This is a genomic window from Olegusella massiliensis (genome assembly GCF_900078545.1).
In the GTDB taxonomy this organism is placed as follows: Bacteria; Actinomycetota; Coriobacteriia; order Coriobacteriales; family Atopobiaceae; genus Olegusella; species Olegusella massiliensis.
In genome coordinates this window covers 54,116-78,076 of record NZ_FLLS01000002.1, presented here as the reverse complement: position 1 = coordinate 78,076, position 23,961 = coordinate 54,116, and the positions used below count along the sequence as shown (strand labels likewise).

Below are 23,961 nucleotides of genomic sequence, written 5' to 3'. Positions count from 1 at the left end.
ACATAACGCGCTTTAGAACAAACATCGAGGTCAACTTGAGGTTTAGTGTTTCTCGAATCTTCTAAAGCGCGTTCTGCCGCGTAAGCGGCGATGCACGGAGGCGCGGCAGAAAGAAGTACTACATGGCAAAAAACAGGAATGTACGTAAACGCAACACACATGCAATACAGGCACAGGTGCACCAAAGAGTCGTACAACAAACAACAGGAGGTCCTACCATGACGAACGACGATAACCTCAACAATTACCTTGCAGTCATCAAGGTGGTTGGCGTTGGTGGCGGCGGCACGAACGCTGTCAACCGTATGATTGAAGAGGGAATTCGTGGTGTCGAGTTCGTGGCAATCAACACGGACGCACAGCAGCTTGCTATTTCCGATGCTGACATTAAGGTGCACATTGGATCTGATTTGACCAAGGGTCTGGGTGCTGGCGCTCGTCCTGAGGTTGGTGCTGAGGCTGCTGAGGATTCGCATGATGAGATCAAGGCTGCACTTGCCGGCTCCGATATGGTCTTTATTACGGCTGGCGAGGGTGGCGGCACAGGCACAGGAGCCGCACCCGTTGTTGCCGATATTGCAAAAAATGATCTCGGCGCTTTGACTGTTGGTGTTGTTACGCGCCCCTTTACCTTTGAGGGTCGTAAGCGTTCTGCTAATGCTGTTGATGGTATCGAGCGTCTCTCTGAGAACGTTGATACCCTCATCGTTATCCCCAACGATCGTCTCCTTGATCTTTCTGAGAAAAAGACCACGATGCTCGAGGCCTTCCACATGGCAGATGATGTCCTCTGCCAGGGCACCCAAGGTATTACCGACCTCATTACTGTTCCTGGTTTGATTAACCTCGACTTTGCAGATGTCACTACCATCATGAAGGGTGCTGGCACCGCAATGATGGGTATCGGTACTGCTTCTGGTGACAATCGTGCAGTCGATGCTGCCGAAGAAGCCATTTCTAGCCGCCTGCTTGAGAGCTCTATTGATGGCGCAACTCGTGTTCTGCTTTCCATTGCTGGCAACAAGGACTTGGGCATCCAAGAGATTAACGATGCTGCAGACGTTGTCGCTAAAAATGTTGACCCTGAGGCCAACATCATCTTTGGTACCGTTGTTGACGAGAGTCTTGGCGATCAGGTTCGCGTGACCGTTATCGCTACCGGTTTTGATGGCGGTAATGTCCAAGAGAAGCTGCCCGAGATGAACGTTGACCGTAGGCCTTCTCGCCCCAGCCGTCCTGCTGCTTCTAGCTCTCGCAGCACTCAGACCACCACCCGCACCTCCACTCCTCAGCCGTCGGGCAATGACAAGGCTTTTGACATTCCCGACTTCCTCAGGAATAGCCGCATCTAGTATGCAAGCGCCGACTCTTTCCCGTCACGAGTCGTATGGTGTGACCCTGCTTGGCGATTTTGCTCGTCCTGGCGGGGTCACACTTAGCTTTACGGAACGCACGGGTGGCCGCTCGCAGGCTCCCTTTACTTCTCTCAACTTGGGGGATGCCTGTGGCGATGAGCCAAAGGTGGTAGACGCTAATCGCAAGCTTGCTCTTGAGGCATTGGGCTGTGAAGATTATGCAGACAAACTCATCAATCCTCATCAGGTTCATGGTGACCATTTAGTTGTTTTGAGTGAGCAGAGTAACGAAGCTTGGTCAGCAGCTTTTGACGAAGCGCGAGCTGGTGCTGATGGTGTCATCTGTACCGTCCCCAATGTGCCTGTTTTGCTTTGCTTTGCTGACTGTGTACCTGTCATTCTTGCGTGCTCAGGTGGCTTTGCCGTCGTGCATTCTGGGTGGCGAGGAAGTATTGCGCGTATCTCTCAAAAAGCGGTGTCTCTGCTGTGTGCAGAGACGGGCGTGCATCCCAGCGAAGTCAATGCGTACGTGGGCCCGCATATTGGACAGATGGACTATGAGGTTTCCGCTGATTTGGCACATCGATTTATAGCTGAGTTTGGTGAGGCAGCAGCAGCTGACGGCTGCCATGTAGATTTGGGCTTTGCTGTGCGTGCGGCGTTGCTTGATGGGGGAGTTGCCCCTGAACGCATCGTGAGTGTTGAGGAATCAACGGCGAGTACGACAGATCGTTTCTTTTCGTATCGCGCTGAGCACGGTCACTGTGGTCGCCATGGTGCCCTAGCGTTTATGGCGGCAAAATAGTTTTCGTAGAGGAGGGAAGTGTTATGAATCCGCTTATCGATCAGAGCTACCGTGCATCTGAGGATTACGAAACCTTCCTCGCTGCACGCCGTACTGAAATCTTAGAGCGTATTGAGGCAGCTGCTCAACGCGCTACGAGAGATGTTGCTGAGATTTCTTCTATTGCTGTCTCAAAAACGGTTGATGTACCTCAGCTTGTCTCGGCATATATGGTGGGTTATGAATGCTTTGGCGAAAACCGTCCACAAGAGCTGAGGCGCAAATTGGGATTGCTCGCAGATGTGCCTGGTTTGCCGCGTCAGCGTTTTCACATGATTGGCAACCTGCAAAAAAACAAAATCAATCAGGTGCTTGACTGTGATGTTGAGCTGGTGCATTCAATATCGTCTCTTGAGCTGGCCCGCGCGATTTCTAAGCGTGCACAGGTTCGAGACAAGCAGCTTGCGATTTTGCTTGAAGTGAACGTATCTGGAGAGCAATCCAAGTCTGGGGTGACAATGGTCGAGGCGTTGACTTGCGCCAATGAAATCGCAGCTCTGCCCAAGCTTTCACTTGAAGGCTTGATGACCATGGCACCGGCAGGAAATAGAGATGAGGCGCGGCGGACTTTCTCAGGCTTACGTGAGCTTCGCGATCAGTTGCATAAGGTGACAGGACTGCCTTTAGAGATACTTTCTTGTGGTATGAGCGGTGATTTTGAGATTGCCGTAGAAGAAGGGGCGACCTTGTTGCGATTGGGTCGTGTGGTGTTTAGTCCCGAATTTCATTTGGAATAGCGGGGCAGAGTACGTACGACCGTCTTGTTTAAGACGTGCTATATGAGTGAAATTTGCGGCTTGCCGCGTGGAAGAAGGAGTAGGCGATGGGTTTTCTAGACAACTTGAGGGATAGATTCCAGCAGAACCGTGGTGACGAATATTACGATGATCAGGATTACGATGATGGTTACTACGACGATGAGCCCGAAGAGAATAGCTCTGAGCACGTAGGTTTGCTTGGGAACTCCCGTCGTCCTGAGCCCGAGAGCGTCTCGGTTTATACGCGCTCTGGTCGTCCTGTTGCAGGAGGAGCCCCCGCTCAGACTGCACCAGGCTATGGCGACTATCGCAGCGAAGAGCGTAGCGCCGTGACACCTCGTCCCCGTCGTTCCTACGATGAGGACAGCTATGCTGCTCCTGCTAGCCGTGACTATGGCACGGATGCGAGTGCTGCCACGAGCAATGTGACTCCTGGCGATTTGGGTGGTAGGACTATTGCTCGTCCAAGCTCTAGCGTGCTTCCTCCCTATGTTCTCAAACCTGCAGCGTATGACGATGTTCAGATGGTTGTGCGTCGTGTCCGCACCAACCAGCCTGTTGTGCTGGTTTTCCGCAATACCAACATTGAAGCCGCAAAGCGTATCTTGGACTTCTGCTTTGGTTTGGCCTGCGGTTTGGGTGGTGCCGTTCAGGAACTGGGCGATCGTATTTTTGTTGTCCTGCCTGCTGGTATTGAACTCTCTGATTCTGATATCGAGAAACTTGTCAACGATGGTGACTTGGTGAAGTAGTATGTCTCAGTTCGATTTTTCACTTGGGGTAATAGGCGCTGGCTCTATGGGTGGCGCTATTGTGCATGGCCTGCTGGAAGCGGGGGTGCTACCTGCTGAGCGCATTTGCGTCTGCAACCCTGGTGAAGCAAAGCGCGCAGCGTTTGCCCAGCTTGGCTGCCCTGTATATGCTGATGCCACAGATCTTATGGCAGCTGATACTGATGTAGTTATTCTTGCAGTTAAGCCACAAGTGTTACCCGCCGTTATGGCAGATATTGCTGATAGCGTGGCAGGGCGCGTGTTAGTTTCTATTGTGGCAGGCATTCCTCTTGCTGCGCTAGAAACAGCGCTAGCTGGTGCGCGGGTGTTGCGCGTGATGCCCAATTTGCCCATCCAGGTGCGCTCAGGTGCCTCTGCACTCTGTGCGGGTACGTCTGCGACCTCTACGGACATTGCGCGCGTCTCAGCTATTTTTGAGACGTTGGGTGCCTGTGCACAGATGAGCGAAGCACAACTTGATGTTGAAGGTGCTGTCGTGGGTTGTAGTCCTGCTTTCTTTGCTTTGATGATTGACGCACTTACGCGTGCGGGCGTGCGTGCAGGGCTTCCCGCGACGTCTTGTCGGGAAATGTTGATTTCTACCATGGAAGGTGTCGCTCGCCAGTTGAGCGAAGGGGGAGAGCATCCCCGCGCATACATGGAAAAAGTGACATCTCCTGGTGGTACAACCGCTGAAGGCTTGCGAGCTCTGGAGCCAGCATTGGTTGAAGGCGCGTATGCTGCCGTTGATGCAGCTCTTGCGCGCACACGAGAGTTGGCTAAGTAAGGAGCGCACATGCTTGCAGTTATTTCTTTTTTGATGAAAGTGCTCGATTTTTATGAACTGCTCATCGTTGTATGGGTTATTTTGAGCTGGATTCCTCTGTCAGGTGATGGCCTTATCAGTGACGTAGCAGGGGCGCTCGATAGGATTGTTCGTCCATATGTAGATATCTTTAGGCGTTTTATCCCAGCTTTGGGAGGCTTAGATTTTTCTCCCGTTATTGCGATGGTTATTCTCGAGGTCGCCAAACGCGGCCTTGTGGGTATACTCATATAAGCTTGTGAGCATGAGTTTTGTGCTTGCGGGCAGATGTGGGCTTTGCTTGCTTTGTGCGGTATTCAATCCGAGCATGCCCACGTGTACATGGTACGGTGCGTTCGAGTAAAATTGCTGATAGTTTGCCTTGTAAGGCATGTATAGATGAAAGGGATAGAGATGGCAATCACACCAGCCGACATCGATCAACTGACCTTCTCTCCGTCTAAGAATGGTTATGACACCGAGGAGGTTGACGCATTCCTCGATACGCTTTCCACTGAGATTGACGCAATGTTGCAAAAGATTGCTGATCTCAAGACTCGCCTCAACAATGCTGAGTCCCAGCTAGGCGCATCTCAGGCACAGGTTTCTGAGCTGCAAATTCAGCTCGAGAACGCCAATGTTGCCGCTGCCAATGCGGTTGCAGTTCCTGCACCCGCCCCTGCAGCCAGTGCACTCGCTGCTTCCGAGAGCCAGATTTCCAAGGTTTTGATTGTTGCTCAGCAAAGTGCTGACAAACTGGTTGCTGATGCTCGCGAAAACGCTGAGTCCATTCGCAACGAGGCCGATCAAAAGGCTCGTGAGGTTATTCGTCAGGCACTTGCTGAAAAGCAGGCCGAACTTGATGAGATTGATCGTCTCAAGCAGTCCCGTGAGGACTTCCGCGGCGAGTATAAAAAACTTCTGCAGCACTTCATGGATGATGCGGATTCTGTCTTTCCTGCGCGTGCGCTTCCCGCCAATGCCAAGCCCGCAGCTCCCGCACCCGCTCCTGTAGCCGCTCCTGTTGAAGCTCCTTCCGCCCCCCAAGATGCGGGCGCGACAGTGCTCACCAGCAGCATTGGTGCTGCAACTCCTGTTATGTCTGCTAACGACTTTAATGACCTTGATTAAGTATCGAGTCTCTGTAAACTACTGAGACTTTTAGCTTCATAGGTGCAGTATTTAGACCTCGCTTCGGCGAGGTCTTTTTGTATGACGCTAAAGTCTGTATATAGAGAAGTTATCAAGCCCCTCTATCACAAGCTAATCCGACCAGCAGCGAAGTTCATCAAAAAGAACGTTATCCAACCGACTGCAAAATTTGTGCAGAACCAAATATTTAGACCGGTAGACAAGTTCTTAAAACCAAAATAAAAGTGGAAGAAATCGGATGCGAAGTGGATCGATAAGCCGGGTTCTGTCGTGGACAATCATTTATCTACGAATGCCATTACTGACATCCTCTAGCACGCTACCCGAGCGCAGTGCGGGTCACACTTGAGCGCTCCTATATGCGCTTGCTCCGAAAGGGGCTTGCCAAGCCGTCCAGTTGCCTAGACGCTGGTGGTCTCTTACACCACCGTTTCAGCTTTTCTCTTACTCGCCAAGACGAGCAGTGGGAGTTTTCTTTTCTGCGGCGCTTTCCGTCGGGTTGCCCCGCCTGGCTGTTAGCCAGCTTTCTACCCTTTGGAGCCCAGACTTTCCTCATGACGTAGATACCATAGATAATATCTACGTCCCGCGATTGTCTGATCCACTTCGCGTTAGCGATAATACCACGCTTTGATATTCTGGGCTTTTGCAAGAACAATATATGAAGACTTCATACGTTATGATTACTAGTGACATACAGAGTGTTTTATGAGTTGCTTAGATGGAAAAGAGATTTGAGCTCATGGGTCTCCTTGATAGATTTCGTAAGGTATCTTCTGTAGAAAAGCCCGTCTCTATTGAGGTACAGGCAGTTCCTGGGATGATTTGTGCGCCGTGTTCTGGCAAAGGTGTGGTCATGGCTGATTTGCCCGACCCTGTTTTTGCAAGTGGGGCGATGGGTATCGCGTATGGTATTGAGCCGATAGACGGTGTGCTTTATTGTCCTATTACTGGTGTTGTTACAGCTACGACACCTACTCTCCATGCGCTTGGTTTAGAAACTAACGATGGGGTTGAAGTGCTCCTTCATATTGGTGTGGATACCGTTACCATGAAAGGTGACGGCTTTGTGAGTTTTGTTTCGCAGGGTCAGTCCGTTGTAGCAGGTGAGCCTCTTATGTTCTTTGATCGTTCCAAGGTTATGGCAGCAGGCTTTTCCGACACGGTTATTACGGTGGTCACCAACTCGTATGATTACAAACAGGTCAGCGCTATCGATGCGCGTGATGTGCATGCAGGACAAAAAATTATTGATGTAGAACTTGCTAAGGTGTAGTAATTACCTATGGCCAAGATGTCATATCGCACACTTTCTTTTGGTCAAGAGCTGGATTCAGAGCTTACTGAGAAACGTAGCCGCTTTATTGCCCATCTCACACGGGTGTCACGTGAGGATGAAGCAGATGAGTTTATCGAGAGAGTGCGCGCGCGTCACCACGATGCTCGCCATCATGTGCCAGCGTGGATTTTGGCAGATGGAAAAGAAAGATGCTCAGATGATGGGGAGCCACGTGGTACAAGTGGTATGCCAGTACTTGAGGTGTTGCGAGGATCCGGGCTTGCAGATATTTGCTGTGTAGTTACTCGTTACTTTGGTGGAACACTGCTAGGTCCTGGAGGTTTGGTGCGAGCATACTCTGATGTAACACGCCGCGCCGTAGAGCTTGCGTATCAAAAAAATATGCTCGTTGAGATGACGCTCGTGACTCCCGTTATGTGTGTCATCCCCTATGCTGCTTACGGACGGGTTGAGCGTCTCGTTCAAGATTATGCAGGCAAGATTCATGAGAGTATATTTATGGAAGATGTGCAGCTTACCTGTGTCTTTCATACAGGAGATGAACATGGCTTTGTGGAAGCAATGCGTGAGCTTGCCTCAGGGGATGAACTTTGCACCGTTGGCACGTCTCGCTTTGCCGAGTTCTAAAGGCCCTTTACAACTCTTATGAGTTTATTGGGGATAGGGGATACATGATTGATAAGAATGGGCATACGCCAAAGAGTTCGGATAATAATTAATAAAAAATCCGCAGGTGAAAACTAATTACCTGCGGATTCAAAGATTTTTTAAGGCTACTCTTAGACTTTTGGAGCTACTGCAGCAGCAACAGCCGACCAAGGATCAACATCAGTCGCAGGCGTTTCATCCCACTGACGTAGCGTCTCGGCATCGACAAACTCTCGACGAACCGATACCTCACCACCATACAGACGGAACCACTCAGCAGAAACTACCAAGTATCCGTCCTTACAAGCATCCTTGCCCCAGCTATTTTCGACACGCCATGCTACAGGCTCACCCTGCTCATCCAACTCAACGCCCTGGAAGGTCATAGCATGGGTCAGAGAACTTTCGCGCATGTCATACATCTCTGCGCGCTCCATTGATAAATCCACATCAAAGAGTGCGTCGTAATCCATGGTATCCAGCGCCAAAATACCAGGGAAGTCTTCAATGCCGCGGGGGAACTCCTGCATAACATCACAGGCCATCTCGCAGGGCACGCCCGCCTTGAGTGAAGCAATGGCTGCTTGCTCAAGCGTATGTTGGTCAACGTTGAGCATGCGAAGCTGGCGACCGTCTTGGACGCTATCCATATAGCGAATATGCCAAGCAGTGCCAAAGGGGCGCGTCTTACCTGGAATTGAAACCAGCTCTACGTAGTCCTGAGGATCTATCGGCACATAGCGCTCGGCAAACTCGCGTGGGGTAATAGCGCGGTCGCACAGAACGCAGCGAGGCTTGTCATCATCTTTCTCTTTGCTAGCGGCATCGTCTGCAACTTTTGAGGCATCCTTGCGGTCATCGCCGGTCTGCTCGTACACCTTTGTTTCGTCTACCGTGGCGTTTTTTCCTACAGACTGAACAAAGTCAAAGCGCACGGGAGGCTCACCGAGGCATACCGCAAGCAGACGCCAGACTTCCTCAAGCATTTTTTTCTTCTCGACACGCAATGTCGCCTCGTCAGCACCTTCGGTATGCATCGCACGCAGAATACTTGCATCTCGGTGCAGGAGGCGCTCAAGCTGGGCGTTCATTTGGGTGGAATCCTTAGAGCAAGCAGACTCAGGCATAGCATCCTTAGGAACAATGCCCCACTTGCTCACGAGATTCATTGCGTAAGGATAGTAGCCACCATCGCCTACACCCTCCTCAAGTACAAAGCAGAGCGCACGGTCATCGATAGGTCTATCAATAAGTGCGATGACGTTCTCAAGCATGGTGTTGGACTTCTCAAGCTTGTCATAAAACATGCCAAAGGCTTGAGAAAACTCAAACGTATCAACATCTAGGAGCTTCATCGTGGCAGCACGCAGCACGTTAAACGAGGAAAACATCCAGCAGCGACCAGAGTGGCGTTGATTGGTAACCTCGCCTGTTTTGGGACGGCTGACTGAGAATGTGTCGTGATAGGTACGCAAGGTAGAGGCATTGCGTGCAGCTTTCATAATGTTGTCAGAGGTAACAGCATTGCGAGCGACGCGATTGCCGCGATTGGCCAAAAACTCCTCGCGACGCTCATCAGACCAGCTGGTCTCGATTGCGGATTTGGTCATTCAACACTCCTTTTAGGAATAAATATTTCAAGCAAAAAAAGGCACTGCTTGTCAAAAGATAAGCAGTGCCTCAAGACAGGACTTATTTACTAGTGGCAAAGTGCCAGCGAACCCATGGGATCCCAAGGTGCAAGCACAGTTGCTTCCTCGGTCTCATAGATGGCGCGCTCTTCATCGCTTAGGTACTTCTTGTCCACAACAACCTGGAAGACATACTCGTTAAACCAGTTATCCGAGAGGGTATCAAAGCCATCGCGGCCATGATCTTTGCCCCAACTATTTTCGACCTTCCAAGACTGAGGTTTACCGTTAGTATCTAGGCGAACGCCTTCAAGTACCATTGCGTGAGTCATCAGGGACTCACCGTAATCCAGGCGCTCGGCCTTGGTAAGACCACCTTCCACTGTCATGCCCAGCAGCCCGTCAATATCGAGAGCAGCGGTATCCATGATGCCCTCATTACGCAGATAGGACTGGTTGACATCGCAGCCAAACCATACAGGTAGATCGTCGCGCATCTGAGCGATGGCAAGTTCCTTAAGACGATCGATGGGAAGGTTGAGATAACGCACGCCGCCTGCTTCAATAACATTTCCGAGACGTGACACGGTGAAGGTGTGACCAAAGGGCTTATCAGCAGTAGGAGCAGAAATCAGCGAGACGTAGTTGGAAACCTCCATGCCCACAGCCGCCTTAAAGAACTCCTGCGGAGTGAAATGACCAGAGATGGCCTCGACTAGCTGGTCGTCTTTGTCGCGAATACGGGCTTCAAAGCTCTCGGGAGGTGTACCCAAGCAAATGGCAAGAAAGTGCCACACCTCAGAAATCATCTCGGCACGCATTGCTTCAAGGTCATCTGTGCTTGCGCCAGCAGCGGCAGTTTCACGCAGTCGCTTGGCACAGCTGCGCAGGAAACGAGTCAAATAGCCATCCATGTCGCTCGTATTTTTGGAGCACGCAGTTTCGGGCATGGCCTCCTTGGGGACAACACCATATTTTTCCACCAGTGCGGAGAACATATCCCACTGACCACCATCACCGATAGGATCAGAGAGCAGGTAGGATACGAGGCGACCATCCAAAGGCTCGTTGAGTGTATCGAGGATATTGGCTAAAAACCAGTTGGACTTCTCCAGTTTGTCAAAGAACAGAGGGTATGCCTGAGAAAGCTCAAAAGTCTTGAGATTGTATTTTTTGATAGTGCGGAAGCGCATGGTATTAAGGCTGGCAAACATCCAGCAGCGACCAGAACGCATTTGGTCGCAACGCTCGCCCTGCTTGACCTCAATATCAAAGCCGAGCGCGTTTGCTGCAATACCCTCAGGTACGCGGGCAGCCTCACGCAGACCCATAGAGCTGGTGGCGTTTTTTGCAATCTGAGCCGCGCGGTCAGCAGCGAACTCCTCTCGCGCTTCGTTTAGGGCATCTGTACCAATGGCGCGCACGCTTTCGTTTTCACTTGCCATATGACCTCCAATAGTCAATAACAACTGTTGTGAATACATCCTCAATGAGGATAGCACCAGACACTGACAACGAGTCGGCGGTATACTGGTTCTACCGAAAATGCAACGACTTTTTACGCGCCAGCACCCCGTAATTTTGCTGAGGAAGGAAGTTGAATGCCTCTCGCGACATCAGACATCTCTCTTGAGCTCCCGAGACCTGCTCTGCGTGTAATTGAGGCGCTAGAATCTGCAGGCTTTGAGGCATGGGCGGTTGGTGGCTGGGTGCGAGATGCCTTGCTGGCAAGGACAAGTCATGATGTTGATGTAACTACTTCAGCTAGCTGGCAGGAGTCAAAACAGGTACTTTTGGCTGCGGGAATGGCAGTGCACGAGACGGGTACGGCGCATGGCACTATTACAGCTGTTTGCGATTTTATGCCTATTGAGGTTACAACCTATCGTGTTGAGGGCAGTTACAGCGATCATCGACATCCCGATGAGGTGCGCTTTGTCCGCAATGTTTGTGATGACCTTGGGCGCCGCGATTTTACGATTAATGCCATGGCATATCATCCCACCCGTGGTCTGCTTGACCCCTATGGCGGGCAAGCAGACCTTGAGCGAGGCTTGATACGCGCGGTCGGAGTGGCGAAAGAGCGCTTTGAAGAGGATGCCCTGCGCGTATTGCGTGCGGTGCGTTTTGCGTGTCGTTTTGGCTTTGAGGTGGAAGAAGAGACGCACGCTGCCTTAGTTGCTTGTGCACCTCAGTTAGCACATGTTGCTCAAGAGCGCATAGGACAAGAAATGCGTGGCATCGTGGAGTCAGGTCATGTTGACTGGGCATTGATGCACCAGACCGATGTTATGGTGCAGGCAATTCCTGAGCTTGCAGCGATGGTTGGCTTTGACCAATGCAGTCCCTACCATGCCTTTGACGTGCTAGAGCACACGGCGCGTGTGTGTCGTGCGGTAGAAGAATTCGAAGGGGGAGTGGTTGCCCCAGAGCTACGCTGGGCTGCTTTGCTTCACGATATTGCTAAGCCAGCGACTTTTAGCAAAGATGACACGGGACGTGGACATTTCTTTGGGCATCCCAAGCTTGGTGCTGAGATGGCAGAAAGCATTATGCGTCGCATGGCGTTGCCCAGTGAGCTGGTCAATGCTACGCGCATGTTGGTGCGCATGCATGACCATGTGGTTGTGCCTACGACGCGCTCTATTAGGCGTACGTTGCGCAAGTTTGAACTTGCTTGCCCAGGCCGTGCGGTGGCACTGACTTGGCAGCTGATTGATCTGAAGCGTTCCGATGCAGTGGCAAAGGTACCTCGAGCGGCGAACTATGCCATCGAGCTGGATGTTATTGCGCATGCTTTGCGCCGAGAAGTGGCGGCAGTGCCTCCACTGAAAGTACAACAGCTTGCAATCAGTGGGGCGGATGTCATAGCAGAGATGCAGCTCGAGCCAGGACCAGCGGTGGGCCTTGTACTGGATACCTTACTGGCCGCTGTTATTAATGATGAAATCCCCAATGAGCGCGAGGTTTTGCTTGCCCAGATTCGAGGCTATTAGCACTATTAGCACATGGCGAATGGCACATACCAAATGCCACATAGCGCATAGCACATGGCATATGCCAAATGCCAAATGGTTCACGTGTCGACCTGCGCAACAATAAAACCGCAGGTCAGATTTTCTCCTAGCTCGAGAAACGAACCATCTTCTGAAATACTGTCCTTCAACACAGCATAGGTTTGCATTTGCGTCAAAACAAAAAGGTCAGAGCCGAAACTCTGACCTTGAACATTTGGTAGCCCGTACCAGATTCGAACTGGTGATCTCCGCCTTGAGAGGGCGGCGTCCTAAACCGCTAGACGAACGGGCCATATACTGTGTAGGACGGAAAATGGCTGGGATGGAGAGAGTCGAACTCCCGCTGACGGAACCAGAATCCGTTGTCCTACCACTAGACGACATCCCAATGATTTTCGTCCTTGCGTTAAGCTCATGCTCCTCAACGCGAGAATTCACTTTATAGGAAGGCGCAATGCAATGCAAGCCTCCTTTTCAAAAATCTTTTCGTGGAGGCAAAAAGTTGAGAATTTATGTACATTCATATGCACATTAGGCTCTTTAGCGAGCTTATCGAGCATCCGCATATACATGTTAATCCCTCGAGTATGCATCCCAAAATAGTAACGATTCTATTGCTAGGCTGTTCTCGCAGGTAAAAAAACGCTAAAGTATTAGTAAGGGCTCGTTTATACGAGACCATGTTGTCGATGATTGGGAGATTATGCGCAAGACTAAGATGTTTCAAGGTAAGCGTCATGTCTATGACACTGCTAAGGCTACTGAGGTTGCACACCGTAGCTCTGGCGGCTTTGGTGATCCTGCTGGTTATGAGGAAACCCTCTATCAGACTAAACAGGGTCTCTACTTTGTCGTGGGCGTAGGCGGAGCCGATTCCCCGTATCCTACCGAGGATCTCAAGCCTATTTCCAAGAAGGATGCTGAGGCTTTCGAGGCGTAAGTTCCTCTGTAATTACAATTTAGCAAGGAAAAGGGCGAGGGGTGATAGCTTCTTGCCCTTCTTTTTAGGGTGAGTGGTAATGCCATGTGCTCGCTTAAGTTGGCGCTTTTCACAAAAGTGTATGGCTGTGGGCTTTTTGCAAAAGCACTTCGCAAACGAAGAGATATCGTGCGAAGTGCTTTTTCTGTCCGCTGAGGCTGCTATGCTAAAAAGGCTAGATCTTGATAGATGAAGCAGGGACGAGGAATGTCAATGTCTATTTGTAGCAAGAACACCCGTGTTATGCGACTGTTAGTTGCCTGTGTGCTGAGTCTTTTAATGGTGACCCCAGTCTCTGTCGTATGGGCCTCATCGATGCCACAGCTACCCAAAGACGCAGCAATCTATCTCATAGATGACCAAACAGGTGACGTTATTGCTACGCAGCGTGCAGATGAAAAGATGTATCCTGCAAGTCTTACCAAGATGATGACCGCGCTTGTCGCAATGGATTATGTAGGCGATAAATTAGACGAAGAAGTAAGCGTTGGCGATGAGGTCAAATTAACGCCTGAGGATAGTACAATCATGGGCTGTCATTCTGGTGATGTATACAGTTGGCGTGATTTGATATATGGCATGATGCTTCCCTCAGGAAGCGATGCGGCATTGGTATTGGGCACCCATGTAGGTCGCCTATCAGCAAATGATTCTAAACTTGACCCTAAAGACGCTCTTGCAAAATTCATTGGTTTGATGAATGAAAAAGCCAAGACGATGGGCCTAGCTGGAACTCACTTTAATAATGTACATGGCTTTCATGACAAAAATCATTACAGTTGCGCGCATGACCTCACATCTATTGCACAGGCGGTACTCGCAAATAATTTTTTGAGCGAGGTAGTCTCGACTCAATCCCATGAATGCGTCAATAAAAAGGATGCTAACGTTACGGTTTACAACACCAACTGGCTCGTAGATAAAACAGCGGGCAAGATTGAGAAAAACGCATTGGTAGATGCGGGCGAGACGGGTGTTGATAATCCTTATTACAAAGCAGAATGCCAAGGTATCAAGACGGGCTATACCGAAGAAGCAGGTCGCTGTCTTGCCTTTGCGGGTAAAAACAAAAAGATGTCTTTTGTTGGCGTCGTCTTGCACCTACCTGATAAGCCTACTATTTACAAAACAACAGGCGCCGCCCTTGAGAGCGCACTCAACGAGTATGAACGCCATAGTTGGGGTACAGATGTACTGCCTTATACGGTGACAATCAACAATCCCTCTTTACAGGATTTTCTCAACCACAACATCACACTGAGAGTGCGGCGCAAAGATGCCCCAAAGACGGTAACTATCGATGCCACCCTGAAATATAAAACTAAAATTAACTGGGACAAGAATTGCGTTAAAGAAGGCTCCGAAGATACGTGTGAGTTGCAAACTCCTATCAAGGCAGGCAGTCAGATTGCAACTATGCAGGTATTTTGTGAGGGCAAACTGATAAGTGAAACTCCGTTGTATGTGGATCAGACTATGATGCCCTTTAGCAATGAAGACAAACTTGTGTTGGCTGGTGTGGCTGCGGGAAGTGTTTTGCTTGTTGTGCTCGTTATCTCAGGTATACGCATGATGGTTGGACGCAATAAGCACGATGAAAGCCAAAGTCCAAAAGAAGCAAACGATTTGGCAAAGCAATAGTTGTAATGTGTGCAGTTTTTCCTGTCTGCAGTAAAATATCTGTACTCATGAGTGAGCGGTATAGGGAGTAGGCAACGTGACAAGTACAGCCAATAAGGCACACAAGGGCGTTGCTACTGAGCACAAGCCCAAGCCACGAATGAGCCTTAATACCAATAATGAAAATGAGGCAAAGGCGCGCAAAGGAGCACTTTTTCTTGTTGGAGCTGTGATTGCCTACATTATTTATCTGATAGTTTCTGGGCAGATGAGTAGTTTTATCGAGGCTCTGCGCGAAGTTGATATGCGATGGGTTTGGTTGGCAGCTCTTTGTTATGCCTTTTATTTCTTCTTTGGTGTTATCGCCTATGCGATAGCAGTTGTGCTTGATCACGAATCGCCTGTAGGTATTCGTGATCTCATGAGTGTGGAGGCATCTGGTGTATTTTTTGGCAATCTCACGCCCATGATGGCAGGCGCAGTGCCGTCTCAGATTTTGCGACTTACGCATACGGGACTTGATGCGGGTGAAGCAAGTGCAACGCAGTTTACCCGCTTTATCATGTTTCAGTTGGGTGTGGTACTTTTTGCAGCCATTATGCTGGTTGCAAAGTTTAGCTTTTTTCTTGAGAGTTACGGCGACATCGTTATTCTGAATCTCGTTGTTTTCGGGGTACATTTTCTTGAGTTAGTTGCACTTTTTGTTATTTGCCTTTGCCCCTCTTTTGTTCGCACTATTGGCAACTGGAGCATTAATTTTGCTGAGCGTCACAAGTGGATGCGCAATCCCGAGCATGCACGCGAGTTGGTTAATGTGCAGGTGCAAGAGTTTGCTGATGCATTTCGTCGTGCTGCCCAAGATATGCCTTCTATGCTGTTAACGCTGGTGGTTACGATGGCGCAGTTGGCATCTTTATATGTGATTCCTTGGTTTGTCTTGCGAGCCTTTGGGCATAATGCAGACTTTCTTGCCTGTATGGCAGCGGGGTCGATGGTGCAAATGGTGGCTTCGGCTGTACCTCTGCCGGGAGGTACAGGTGGTGCTGAGGGTGGTTTTGCACTGTTTTATGGACCTCTTTTTGCAGAATCTGCCCCTGCAGGATACTTGGTCTGGCGTATTGTGACCTTTTTTGCACCGACTTTGTTGGCAGCACCCTTGCTTGGCTTGCGTTCTGATTCGGGTGTAAGTATTTACCACCGCTGGATGCGACTTGTGGGACGTGAGTCGGGAACTGCTACCGTTAAGGGTGGTTTTCGCTTCAAAAAGACCTCTCTGTCACATGAGAAAAGTGGCACTGCAAAAAAGCGCGGCAAGATTCCTGGTGTAGCTTCGGTTGACCTCAAGTCTCTCAACAAGAAACACAAGTAGCTGCAAGCGCGCGTTATGTATGCGCGAGCGCAAAAGTGTTTTCTTGCAATCACTTGAGAAGCAGAGGAAAACACCTTTGTATTGAAGCGGGAAATATTAGTCGCAAAGACCACAGATGGCACATCGACTGCGTGCGCTTTGTGCAGATGGTGCAGCAGCGAGGCCGCCTAGTGCAGTTTCGCGTAGGGTCGCAGGCAAAGCTGCACCCACCTGACGCATAGCTTCGACGACTTCATCAAAAGGCAAGGGGTCAAGGGCACCTGATAGCGCTAGCTGAGCAGAGCTAAGCGCAGCGCTCACACCAATAACGTTACGGTCTTGGCAAGGATGTTCAACGAGTCCACGTACAGGATCGCAGACCAAGCCAAGTAGATTGTCGATAGCAGTGGAAGCAGCTGATAGTGCCACTGAAGGAGTTGCTCCCAAAAGTTGAGCAACTGCAGCAGCAGCCATAGCGGCGGCAGAACCCACCTCTGCTTGGCAACCTCCTTCAGCGCCAGCAACAGTGGCATTGCGGGTCATAATGGCTCCAATGCCAGCGGCGCACCACAAAGCTTCCTTAATCTGTTGATCGTTTGCACCAATCGCCTCGCTTACAGCAAGGACGGCGCCAGGAACAATACCCGACGAACCAGCTGTGGGAGCAGCCACAATGACACCCATAGAAGCAGATCGCTCCAGCGTAGCCATCGCATAGGCAGAAGCTCGGGTAAGTGTGCTACCCATCAAAGGTGCAGCAAGCGTATCCGCATTATCAAAGACGGCACGAGCTTGTCCTCCAATGAGCCCACCTAAGGAAGGACGAGGATGGTCAATAGGATCTGTGGTTTGGCCACGCATAGCGACCAGTACACGCTCCATTTGTGCATCCACCGCTTTTACATCGCCTGAACTCTGCTCAATCTCGCGAGCACGAGTTAACGCACCAATTGAGAGTTTTTTATTTTGACAAAGCTTGAGTAGTTCATGGCCATTGTTATAATCAAGCGTCATTTCTGCATCGGCAGAAATAGGCATCGTACCTGGAATTTCAACGACGCAGGCACTGATAACCTTAGGTAGCTTACGCAGTCCCTCAAGCTCTTTTTTGGAGGCAGATTCGTCCAGCTCAATGATGGTATATGCCATACCACCGCGTTCCTTACGAAACGTATTGATGGTAGCGATATTCACGCCTGCAGTAGCAAGCGTACCTGTTAGGGCAGCAAGCACGCCGGGATGGTCATGGTGTGAGATAAATAAGGTAGGATAATCGCCCGATAGCTCTACATTGACACCGTCTACCTGGCTGATACGTATGCGTCCGCCACCCAATGATTCGCCGGTGACCGAGACCGTAGTGTCATCAACACCAGTCATAACGCAAGTCACTGTATTGGGATGGCGACCTGCTCCTTCTTCATCAGAAGCAGGCGAAAAGCTAAAGATAAGTCCCGCGTCGGTTGCTTGTGCAAAAGAATCGCGCACTCGTTCGTCATCGGAAGCAAAGCCCAGCATTCCCGCTACGAGGGCACGGTCAGTACCGTGCCCGCGATAGGTTTTGGCAAAAGAGTTATATAGAGTAAAGTCCACACGTGCCAGATGTTTAGGTCCCAGCGAACGCGCAACCAACGCGATGCGCAAGGCGCCTGCGGTGTGCGAGCTTGAAGGACCTACCATAATGGGCCCTAGAATCTCGAATGCTGAGATGTTCACGATAGTACCTTTCTGTCACACAGGGCAGTGTGCGATAAGATTTAGAACGTTAAACAGTGTGCGACAAAATTTAGAGCGTAAAAGATAGCGCACGATCTAAACGAGCAAGACCAATCTCACGACCCAGAAGCTCGATGGAAGCGCCCAGTGGGGGAGAAACCTGATTTCCGCATTCAGCTACCCGGACCGCACCATAAAACTTGCGTTTATTGACTCCAAGGGTTTCGGGCAGCGGCTCGAGAGCGGCATCAATTTGCTTGGCATGCCACGACTCCTCATCAAGCTTACTGAGTGCCTCATAAGCTGCGCTAACAAAGGAGCGTGCACCTTCCTTGGCAAGGTTTTTTGTCACAGACTTCTCGTCCATCGTGACGTTAGCCCCCTCATAGAGAAAGCGCGCTTTGTCGACAACCTCAGGCATGTGGGTTGTCCGGGGCTTTAGTTGTTCCGAGAGCAAATCAAACCAAGCAGGGCGTGCTGCATACGCACTCTCAGTGTCGCCGCTCTCAAGGCCTGCAGCGACTAGCTGGGGCACCAGCACCTGCCGAGAAAACTCTGAATTGCTCATTGCCTGCAGATACTGCTGCTGAATCCAGTCGAGTTTTTTGGGGTCAAAGGTAGCGGGGTTTTTGCTGACACGGTCTAGGCTGAAACTTTTTGCCAGGACATCGCGGGGGACAATAGTAGTCTCGCCATCAGGTGCCCAGCCAAGCAAAGCAAGATAGTTTACAAAAGCATCGGACAGATAGCCTGCATCGCGATATTCCTCAACAGAAGTTGCGCCATGACGCTTGGAGAGCTTCTTGCCATCAGAGCCTAAAATCATAGAAATATGTGCAAACGTCGGCGTGGGATAGCCCAAAGCCTCGTATACCATGACTTGACGCGGAGTGTTGGAGAGATGGTCATCACCACGGATAACGTGGGTAATACCCATCATCGCATCGTCAACAACAGTGGTGAAGTTGTAGGTGGGGGTGCCGTCAGTACGGATGAGGATAAAATCATCCAGCTCACGCGCATTGAAGCTTACGCGACCATGTACTGCATCGTCAATGACTACATCGCCACGATCCAAAGGCACCTTGATGCGAATGGTATATGGTTCACCTGCGTCGATACGTGCCTTAGCCTCAGCCGGGTCGATATCACGACAGGTGCGCTGATAGCCTTGGAAAGAGTCGTGGCGCTGTTGGGCTGCTTCTCTATCAGCAGCAAGTTTTTCGGCTGTGCAGAAGCAAGGATAAGCCTTGCCCTCTGCTACCAGACGTTCTGCTGCCTTACGGTAGATTTCAATACGATCGGTCTGACGGTAAGGGCCATAAGGACCACCAATACCTTCACCCTCATCCCAGTCCAGTCCTAGCCAACGCATGGCACGCAAAATAATCTGAGTGTTTTCCTCAGTGGAGCGTGTAGGGTCGGTATCGTCGATACGTAGAATAAAAGTGCCTTCATGTGCACGAGCAAAAGCCCAGTTAAAAATTGCCGTACGCGCGCCTCCTACGTGAAGCTTGCCCGTAGGTGAGGGGGCAAAACGCACACGAATTTTGGGTGTGCCATCAGTTTGTATGTTGTTGTCGTGCGAAGCCAAAATGATGCTCCTTTGAACTTATCGGACGCGCGTTGCGTCAATCAATAGTATTAACAAAGCCGAAGCACAGTATAGCTGCTCAGCAAAGCTGTTATGCACTCATCACGAAGTGTCAAAGAAGCAACGGAAATCTTCTTGGATGCTGCGGGTTAAATCTGGCGTGTGAAGGTGTTGTTTGGATTTTATTCGAAATATTAAAAATATTTGAAAAAGAGTCAAAAACTAGTCAAAAAAGGGTAGAGTGCCCTACGGCTGTTGATGAACTGCTCACACAGAGCTCCTACTGACTCTGCCGAGCGCATGTGTAGGGAGATGAATTTGCCTATGAGTACACAAGCCGAACTCAGCTTGTTGGGACCTGCCATTCATGCGCAGGCGCTGACGATGAAAACCGCACGTATGACGGCATACAAAGATATTAATTTGGATTTAGCTGCAGGCCAGGCGCATGCTTTGTTGGCTGAGCACAAGGCTGGTAAACGCGAATTGTTGCTGACCTTGGCAGGCCATATGTTGGCAAGCTCGGGTGAGCTTACGATAGGTGGGCTTAATGCGCGCTCGGTCAGGGGACTTCATACGATAAAGAAACTCTCTGGTTTGGGCTGGTTTTCTCATGTCAACGAGCTCGAAAAAGTACTGAGAGTGCGCACGTGCATTTCAGCTGAATTAGGGCTGATGGGCAAAAAGTCTAACCGAGTAGCCACCGATGCCTATCTTGAGCAGTGGGGACTTTTGGATGTAGCCGAAAAGAACCTCGAAGAGCTTGATCGTATGACCTATGACCTCGTAGGTATTGCGCTGGGTATGGCGGGGAACCCTAAGCTTTTGGTTGTACAAGAAATCGAACGTGACCTCACTGAGCTTCAAACCCTGCAACTCATCGATATCCTTTACGAGATCTCCCACAGTCGCGGTGCGACTGTGGTTTGTGGCATGTGTGATTACGGCCTTGCAAGCAAGTTTGACAGTATCAGCTGTCTGACCGAGGCTGCGCGTGCACAGCGCGATGCAGTACTTGGTCAAGCTGCTCAGACGACTCCTCTGGGGGTGGCATAAATGAAAAACCCATTTCGTGGACTGCGTTTTTCTCTGCTTGATTTTCATAACGCTCGTGCCAACGCAGGTATGAAGGTCGCACTTGCGGCTATCTGCTGCATTCCTTTGATTTATGGTGCGCTTTACCTAGCAGCTTTTTTTGATCCCTATGGCAATATTGACAAAGTGCCAGTTGTGGTGGTCAACCAAGATAAGGGTACGACCACCAAAGACGGTACAACGCTCAATGCTGGTGACGATGTTGTCAAGCAACTCCGTGATGCCCAAGCGCTTGACTTTAGCTATGAGAAAGACGCGGACAAAGCTCAGCAGCAGCTTGAGTCGGGCACGTATTACATGGAACTTATTATCCCTGAGGATTTCTCTGAAAAGGTCGCCTCTGCTCAGTCTGATAAGCCGCAACAGGCAAGTTTTAAGCTCATCGCTAATCAAAGTGCCAATTCAATTGCAACAACAATGGGCACCTCAGCGTTTCGCGTGATTACTTCCAAGGTCAACTATGCTATTGGCCAGGACTACTATGTACAGATTTTTGACACCATTGATGACTCAACAGCTGAAATTAAGGTTGCAGCTGATGGTTCGGCAGCCCTTAGTGATGGTCTTGCGTCGGCTACGGATGGCTCAAAAAAGATTGCTGACAATCTATTGGTAGCAGGTACTGGCGCAGATGAGCTTGCTGCAGGTATTGTGCGTGCAACAGATGGTTCCCAACAGCTCAAAGACGGTCTTTCTACTGCTAAAGATGGCGCCAAATCATTGGATGGAGGTTTGGGGAAGCTCTCAGATGGTGCAAGTAGCGTGCAAGATGGTGCTGACCAGCTTTCTGACGGTATTTCTAGTGTTAAGGACGGCGCAGATACTCTCGCCGACAAACTCAACGAAGCCAAAAAGGGTTCTTCAGCACTTGCAACGGGCGCGGGCCAACTCAATGCTGGTGCATCACAGCTTAAAAAGAGCCTTGATGGTCAAAAAGTAAATATCCAGGCTTTGGATAATGGTGTCAATGAGCTTGTGGGAACCGTTGGGCAAACGGGGCAAAAGCTCAGCGATGCTGCTGCACAATTGGGTTCTGAGAGCTCTTCATCTGGCAGTAGCGCCTACGCTGCAATAAAAGGTGTCGAAAATAGTTTGGCCGACGCACAAAAGGCTAGTCCTGATGGAACGGTAACTTTGACTGCCGCACAATGCCAGCAGCTTATGGGTACGCTTGATGCCGCCGCTTCTGGTGTTTCACAAGCAAGCTCTGGTTTGGCAGAGGCAGCAAGTGGTATTGATGCTGAAAGCTTGGCGCAACTCAAAAATGGTGCTGATGCTCTTGCAACCAATCTTACCGTATCGACTGGTAGCACAGATCCCTCTTCAATGACGCTCTATGATGCGGTCATTAATCTCTCTGCTGGAGCCAATCAGCTTTCCTCGGGTGCCACTCAGCTTGATCAAGGTGTTGGCCAGCTTGCAGATGGGGCAAGTCACCTATCTGGAGGACTTGATTTTGCAAAGACGGGCGCCACTGCACTATCTGCAGGTGCCTCTCAGCTTAAGACGGGCACACAGTCTGCAAAGGACGGTTCAAGCTCATTGCTTGGTGGCATTGATAGGCTTTATACGGGCTCGACAAGTCTCAATGATGGTTTGGGTGATGCACAGAAAGGTTCTGCTTCCCTAGCCGGTGGCATCAAAAAACTCGCAGATGGTGCAACTACGCTTAGCGAAGGCATTGGCTCTGCTCAAGATGGTGCAGATCAGCTGGCAGATGGTTTAAGTGATGGTTGTAAAAAGGCTCAGGAATCTACAGCTCACTCCGATGCTAAGTCCGAGATGATGAGCGAGCCTGTCAACCTTCAGTCTTCCAACTACACGACCGTATCTAACTACGGCTCAGGTTTTGCTCCTTATTTTATTGCGCTGGGTCTTTGGGTAGGCGCCTTGATGACAACCTTTATTATCAAGCCGCTCAATCCGCGTTTGCTCGCTTCTGGTGCCAACCCCATTGTGGCCTCTTTGGCAGGCTTGTTACCTGCGCTGATGGTAGGCGTTATCCAAGCGCTGCTTATGGGTTTGGTATTGCAGTTTGGCCTCAAAATTGACTTACTTCATCCTGTAGCGTACTACGCACTTTGTATCTTGACTGCGCTTTGCTTTGCAGCGTGGAACCAAGCACTCGTTGTAGGTTTGGGCTTCCCCGGCAAGTTCTTGTCAGTTGTATTGCTTATGCTACAGCTGACTTCAGCTGCTGGCACCTTTCCGCTTGAGGTTGTGCCGCATTTCTTCAAGATTATCAACCCGTTGCTGCCAATGACTTATTCGGTGCGTGCTCTGCGTGTGGCAACAACAGGTTTGGATATGTCACTGATTACGCCAAATGTCTGGATGCTACTCGCTTTTACGGCACTACCCTTTGTGGTGACTTGCTTGATTGCAGCGCGTAAGCGTCTGGTCACGATGGGAGACTTGCATCCGCTCGTACAGCTCTAAGGCGATGCGCTAGTATTAAGAAAACGCTCGCAATCAATGCATGCGTCAGGTGCCTTATGCACTTGGCGCATACATACCAAATGTGGTGAGAGATATGGCTGCAAAAGAAGCTCAAAATAACAAATCGCTCAACCATGTGGTTGGAGTTGACGCGCCAGGCATCCAAGAACTAGTTGGTCGTGTTGAAGCAGCGCATCAGGCTGTGCGTACAGCAGCTCGCAAGGTTGCTCATAATGCGGTTGAAGCAAAAACAGCAAAGATGCGTGAAGCCAATCGATTGAGCAAGTCCGAGCGCACGCGTGCGCGTATTCTTGCAGCAGCTTCCGACATTATCAGGGAGCGTGGCGGCATTGATTTTCAGATTGGCGAGGTTGCTGAACGTTGCAACATTTCCAAAGGAGCGCTCTATTATTACTTTGCTGATCGCGATGCCATTGTGGAGGAACTCTTTTCACAAGTGGTTGAGGATTTTGTCAGCTCTCTAGAGATTGATGTTGCTCATGCGAGCTCCTCTCACGAAGCCATGCGCGCGATGGTAAGACGGCTGTGTTACTCAGTGCATGATGGTGGAGTTTTTATTGCCGCAATGGCCACAGCACTACTCAAGGATGGCACTTCTATGTTGCCGCGGCTCGAAAATCGCTATACGCGCGTTACACATTTGGTTTCTCATCAACTGATACGCGCGCAACGTGAGGGATTGGTTAACTTTGAAGGCAATCCCGAAGTGGTTGCGGCAAGTATTTGCGGCATGATTTTTTTTGGGGCTTCACGTCAAATTGAAATCGAACCCAATACCAATGTGGACGAGCTGATTGAGCGACTTATTCGCATGGTGGAGTTTGGTATCTCTGCTTCTCATAGCTCTGATGCATAGAGGGAGTTGG

General features: G+C 50.2%; 20 protein-coding genes, 2 tRNA genes and 1 other RNA gene. 16 read left to right on the top strand and 7 right to left on the bottom strand.

Annotation, left to right across the window (positions count from 1 at the left end):
• Window positions 1–218: 218 nt before the first annotated feature.
• The 7 genes from ftsZ (at window position 219) to BN4314_RS00560 (ending at window position 5,666) form a co-directional block, all read left to right on the top strand.
• Window positions 219–1,352, top strand: a complete 1,134-nt coding sequence (ftsZ, locus tag BN4314_RS00590; protein ID WP_021735003.1) for a cell division protein FtsZ — start codon at window positions 219–221, stop codon at window positions 1,350–1,352.
• 1 nt (window position 1,353) lies between these two features.
• Entirely contained in the window at window positions 1,354–2,160 is an 807-nt protein-coding gene (locus BN4314_RS00585) for a polyphenol oxidase family protein (RefSeq protein ID WP_068539215.1), read from the top strand.
• A 23-nt stretch (window positions 2,161–2,183) separates the two neighbouring features.
• A complete protein-coding gene (locus tag BN4314_RS00580; RefSeq protein WP_068539213.1) occupies window positions 2,184–2,936 on the top strand; it encodes a YggS family pyridoxal phosphate-dependent enzyme in 753 nt (250 codons plus the stop codon).
• Window positions 2,937–3,022: 86 nt separating this feature from the next.
• Complete coding sequence (locus BN4314_RS00575; RefSeq protein ID WP_068539210.1) at window positions 3,023–3,709, top strand: cell division protein SepF; 687 nt, start codon at window positions 3,023–3,025, stop codon at window positions 3,707–3,709.
• Window position 3,710: 1 nt separating this feature from the next.
• Entirely contained in the window at window positions 3,711–4,517 is an 807-nt protein-coding gene (gene proC, locus BN4314_RS00570; RefSeq protein ID WP_068539208.1) for a pyrroline-5-carboxylate reductase, read from the top strand.
• A gap of 9 nt (window positions 4,518–4,526) precedes the next feature.
• Window positions 4,527–4,790 (top strand): YggT family protein, encoded by a 264-nt coding sequence (locus BN4314_RS00565; protein WP_021734813.1) that lies wholly within the window; start codon window positions 4,527–4,529, stop codon window positions 4,788–4,790.
• 159 nt (window positions 4,791–4,949) lie between these two features.
• Window positions 4,950–5,666 (top strand): DivIVA domain-containing protein, encoded by a 717-nt coding sequence (locus tag BN4314_RS00560; RefSeq protein WP_068539206.1) that lies wholly within the window; start codon window positions 4,950–4,952, stop codon window positions 5,664–5,666.
• Window positions 5,667–5,925: 259 nt separating this feature from the next.
• On the opposite strand, the gene rnpB is transcribed toward BN4314_RS00560, so the two are convergent.
• Window positions 5,926–6,295, bottom strand: an RNA gene (rnpB, locus tag BN4314_RS00555) — RNase P RNA component class A.
• Window positions 6,296–6,408: 113 nt separating this feature from the next.
• Between rnpB and BN4314_RS00550 the strand changes: the two genes are divergently transcribed.
• A complete protein-coding gene (locus BN4314_RS00550) occupies window positions 6,409–6,963 on the top strand; it encodes a PTS sugar transporter subunit IIA (protein WP_082911105.1) in 555 nt (184 codons plus the stop codon).
• A 9-nt stretch (window positions 6,964–6,972) separates the two neighbouring features.
• Complete coding sequence (locus tag BN4314_RS00545) at window positions 6,973–7,614, top strand: IMPACT family protein (RefSeq protein WP_068539202.1); 642 nt, start codon at window positions 6,973–6,975, stop codon at window positions 7,612–7,614.
• Between the two features lie 152 nt (window positions 7,615–7,766).
• Here the strand turns inward: BN4314_RS00545 and BN4314_RS00540 are convergent, their stop codons facing one another.
• Complete coding sequence (locus BN4314_RS00540; RefSeq protein WP_068539201.1) at window positions 7,767–9,245, bottom strand: C1 family peptidase; 1,479 nt, start codon at window positions 9,243–9,245, stop codon at window positions 7,767–7,769.
• A gap of 89 nt (window positions 9,246–9,334) precedes the next feature.
• Window positions 9,335–10,711, bottom strand: coding sequence for a C1 family peptidase (locus BN4314_RS00535; protein WP_068539199.1), 1,377 nt, complete (start codon window positions 10,709–10,711; stop codon window positions 9,335–9,337).
• Window positions 10,712–10,867: 156 nt separating this feature from the next.
• Between BN4314_RS00535 and BN4314_RS00530 the strand changes: the two genes are divergently transcribed.
• Entirely contained in the window at window positions 10,868–12,262 is a 1,395-nt protein-coding gene (locus tag BN4314_RS00530; RefSeq protein WP_068539197.1) for a CCA tRNA nucleotidyltransferase, read from the top strand.
• Between the two features lie 236 nt (window positions 12,263–12,498).
• On the opposite strand, the gene BN4314_RS00525 is transcribed toward BN4314_RS00530, so the two are convergent.
• A tRNA-Glu gene (locus tag BN4314_RS00525) sits at window positions 12,499–12,575 on the bottom strand.
• Window positions 12,576–12,597: 22 nt separating this feature from the next.
• Window positions 12,598–12,671 (bottom strand) — tRNA-Gln (locus BN4314_RS00520).
• A gap of 315 nt (window positions 12,672–12,986) precedes the next feature.
• Here BN4314_RS00520 and BN4314_RS00515 point away from each other — a divergent pair.
• The 3 genes from BN4314_RS00515 (at window position 12,987) to BN4314_RS00505 (ending at window position 16,251) form a co-directional block, all read left to right on the top strand.
• Window positions 12,987–13,223, top strand: a complete 237-nt coding sequence (locus BN4314_RS00515; protein WP_068539195.1) for a hypothetical protein — start codon at window positions 12,987–12,989, stop codon at window positions 13,221–13,223.
• Window positions 13,224–13,475: 252 nt separating this feature from the next.
• Window positions 13,476–14,903 (top strand): D-alanyl-D-alanine carboxypeptidase family protein, encoded by a 1,428-nt coding sequence (locus tag BN4314_RS00510; RefSeq protein WP_068539193.1) that lies wholly within the window; start codon window positions 13,476–13,478, stop codon window positions 14,901–14,903.
• A 76-nt stretch (window positions 14,904–14,979) separates the two neighbouring features.
• A complete protein-coding gene (locus BN4314_RS00505; RefSeq protein WP_232309693.1) occupies window positions 14,980–16,251 on the top strand; it encodes a lysylphosphatidylglycerol synthase transmembrane domain-containing protein in 1,272 nt (423 codons plus the stop codon).
• Between the two features lie 96 nt (window positions 16,252–16,347).
• Here the strand turns inward: BN4314_RS00505 and sdaAA are convergent, their stop codons facing one another.
• A complete protein-coding gene (gene sdaAA, locus BN4314_RS00500; RefSeq protein WP_035097793.1) occupies window positions 16,348–17,949 on the bottom strand; it encodes an L-serine ammonia-lyase, iron-sulfur-dependent, subunit alpha in 1,602 nt (533 codons plus the stop codon).
• A gap of 67 nt (window positions 17,950–18,016) precedes the next feature.
• The gene (gene gltX, locus BN4314_RS00495; RefSeq protein WP_021734823.1) at window positions 18,017–19,540 is read right to left on the bottom strand and encodes a glutamate--tRNA ligase; all 1,524 of its coding nucleotides are present in this window, start codon (window positions 19,538–19,540) and stop codon (window positions 18,017–18,019) included.
• 324 nt (window positions 19,541–19,864) lie between these two features.
• On the opposite strand from gltX, the gene BN4314_RS00490 reads away from it, so the two are divergent.
• The 3 genes from BN4314_RS00490 to BN4314_RS00480 all read left to right on the top strand — a co-directional run bounded on the left by BN4314_RS00490 (window position 19,865) and on the right by BN4314_RS00480 (window position 23,951).
• The gene (locus BN4314_RS00490; RefSeq protein WP_021734830.1) at window positions 19,865–20,596 is read left to right on the top strand and encodes a P-loop NTPase family protein; all 732 of its coding nucleotides are present in this window, start codon (window positions 19,865–19,867) and stop codon (window positions 20,594–20,596) included.
• Window positions 20,597–23,074: a YhgE/Pip domain-containing protein gene (locus tag BN4314_RS00485; protein ID WP_021734917.1), complete on the top strand. Its 2,478-nt coding sequence runs from the start codon at window positions 20,597–20,599 to the stop codon at window positions 23,072–23,074.
• 94 nt (window positions 23,075–23,168) lie between these two features.
• Window positions 23,169–23,951, top strand: a complete 783-nt coding sequence (locus BN4314_RS00480) for a TetR/AcrR family transcriptional regulator (protein WP_187369517.1) — start codon at window positions 23,169–23,171, stop codon at window positions 23,949–23,951.
• Window positions 23,952–23,961 lie beyond the last annotated feature (10 nt).

Coding starts and splice junctions, on each gene's coding strand:
- ftsZ (WP_021735003.1), top strand. CDS start 219: ATGACGAACGACGATAACCTCAACAATTACCTTGCAGTCATCAAGGTG.
- BN4314_RS00585 (WP_068539215.1), top strand. CDS start 1,354: ATGCAAGCGCCGACTCTTTCCCGTCACGAGTCGTATGGTGTGACCCTG.
- BN4314_RS00580 (WP_068539213.1), top strand. CDS start 2,184: ATGAATCCGCTTATCGATCAGAGCTACCGTGCATCTGAGGATTACGAA.
- BN4314_RS00575 (WP_068539210.1), top strand. CDS start 3,023: ATGGGTTTTCTAGACAACTTGAGGGATAGATTCCAGCAGAACCGTGGT.
- proC (WP_068539208.1), top strand. CDS start 3,711: ATGTCTCAGTTCGATTTTTCACTTGGGGTAATAGGCGCTGGCTCTATG.
- BN4314_RS00565 (WP_021734813.1), top strand. CDS start 4,527: ATGCTTGCAGTTATTTCTTTTTTGATGAAAGTGCTCGATTTTTATGAA.
- BN4314_RS00560 (WP_068539206.1), top strand. CDS start 4,950: ATGGCAATCACACCAGCCGACATCGATCAACTGACCTTCTCTCCGTCT.
- BN4314_RS00550 (WP_082911105.1), top strand. CDS start 6,409: ATGGAAAAGAGATTTGAGCTCATGGGTCTCCTTGATAGATTTCGTAAG.
- BN4314_RS00545 (WP_068539202.1), top strand. CDS start 6,973: ATGGCCAAGATGTCATATCGCACACTTTCTTTTGGTCAAGAGCTGGAT.
- BN4314_RS00540 (WP_068539201.1), bottom strand. CDS start 9,245: ATGACCAAATCCGCAATCGAGACCAGCTGGTCTGATGAGCGTCGCGAG.
- BN4314_RS00535 (WP_068539199.1), bottom strand. CDS start 10,711: ATGGCAAGTGAAAACGAAAGCGTGCGCGCCATTGGTACAGATGCCCTA.
- BN4314_RS00530 (WP_068539197.1), top strand. CDS start 10,868: ATGCCTCTCGCGACATCAGACATCTCTCTTGAGCTCCCGAGACCTGCT.
- BN4314_RS00515 (WP_068539195.1), top strand. CDS start 12,987: ATGCGCAAGACTAAGATGTTTCAAGGTAAGCGTCATGTCTATGACACT.
- BN4314_RS00510 (WP_068539193.1), top strand. CDS start 13,476: ATGTCTATTTGTAGCAAGAACACCCGTGTTATGCGACTGTTAGTTGCC.
- BN4314_RS00490 (WP_021734830.1), top strand. CDS start 19,865: ATGAGTACACAAGCCGAACTCAGCTTGTTGGGACCTGCCATTCATGCG.
- BN4314_RS00485 (WP_021734917.1), top strand. CDS start 20,597: ATGAAAAACCCATTTCGTGGACTGCGTTTTTCTCTGCTTGATTTTCAT.
- BN4314_RS00480 (WP_187369517.1), top strand. CDS start 23,169: ATGGCTGCAAAAGAAGCTCAAAATAACAAATCGCTCAACCATGTGGTT.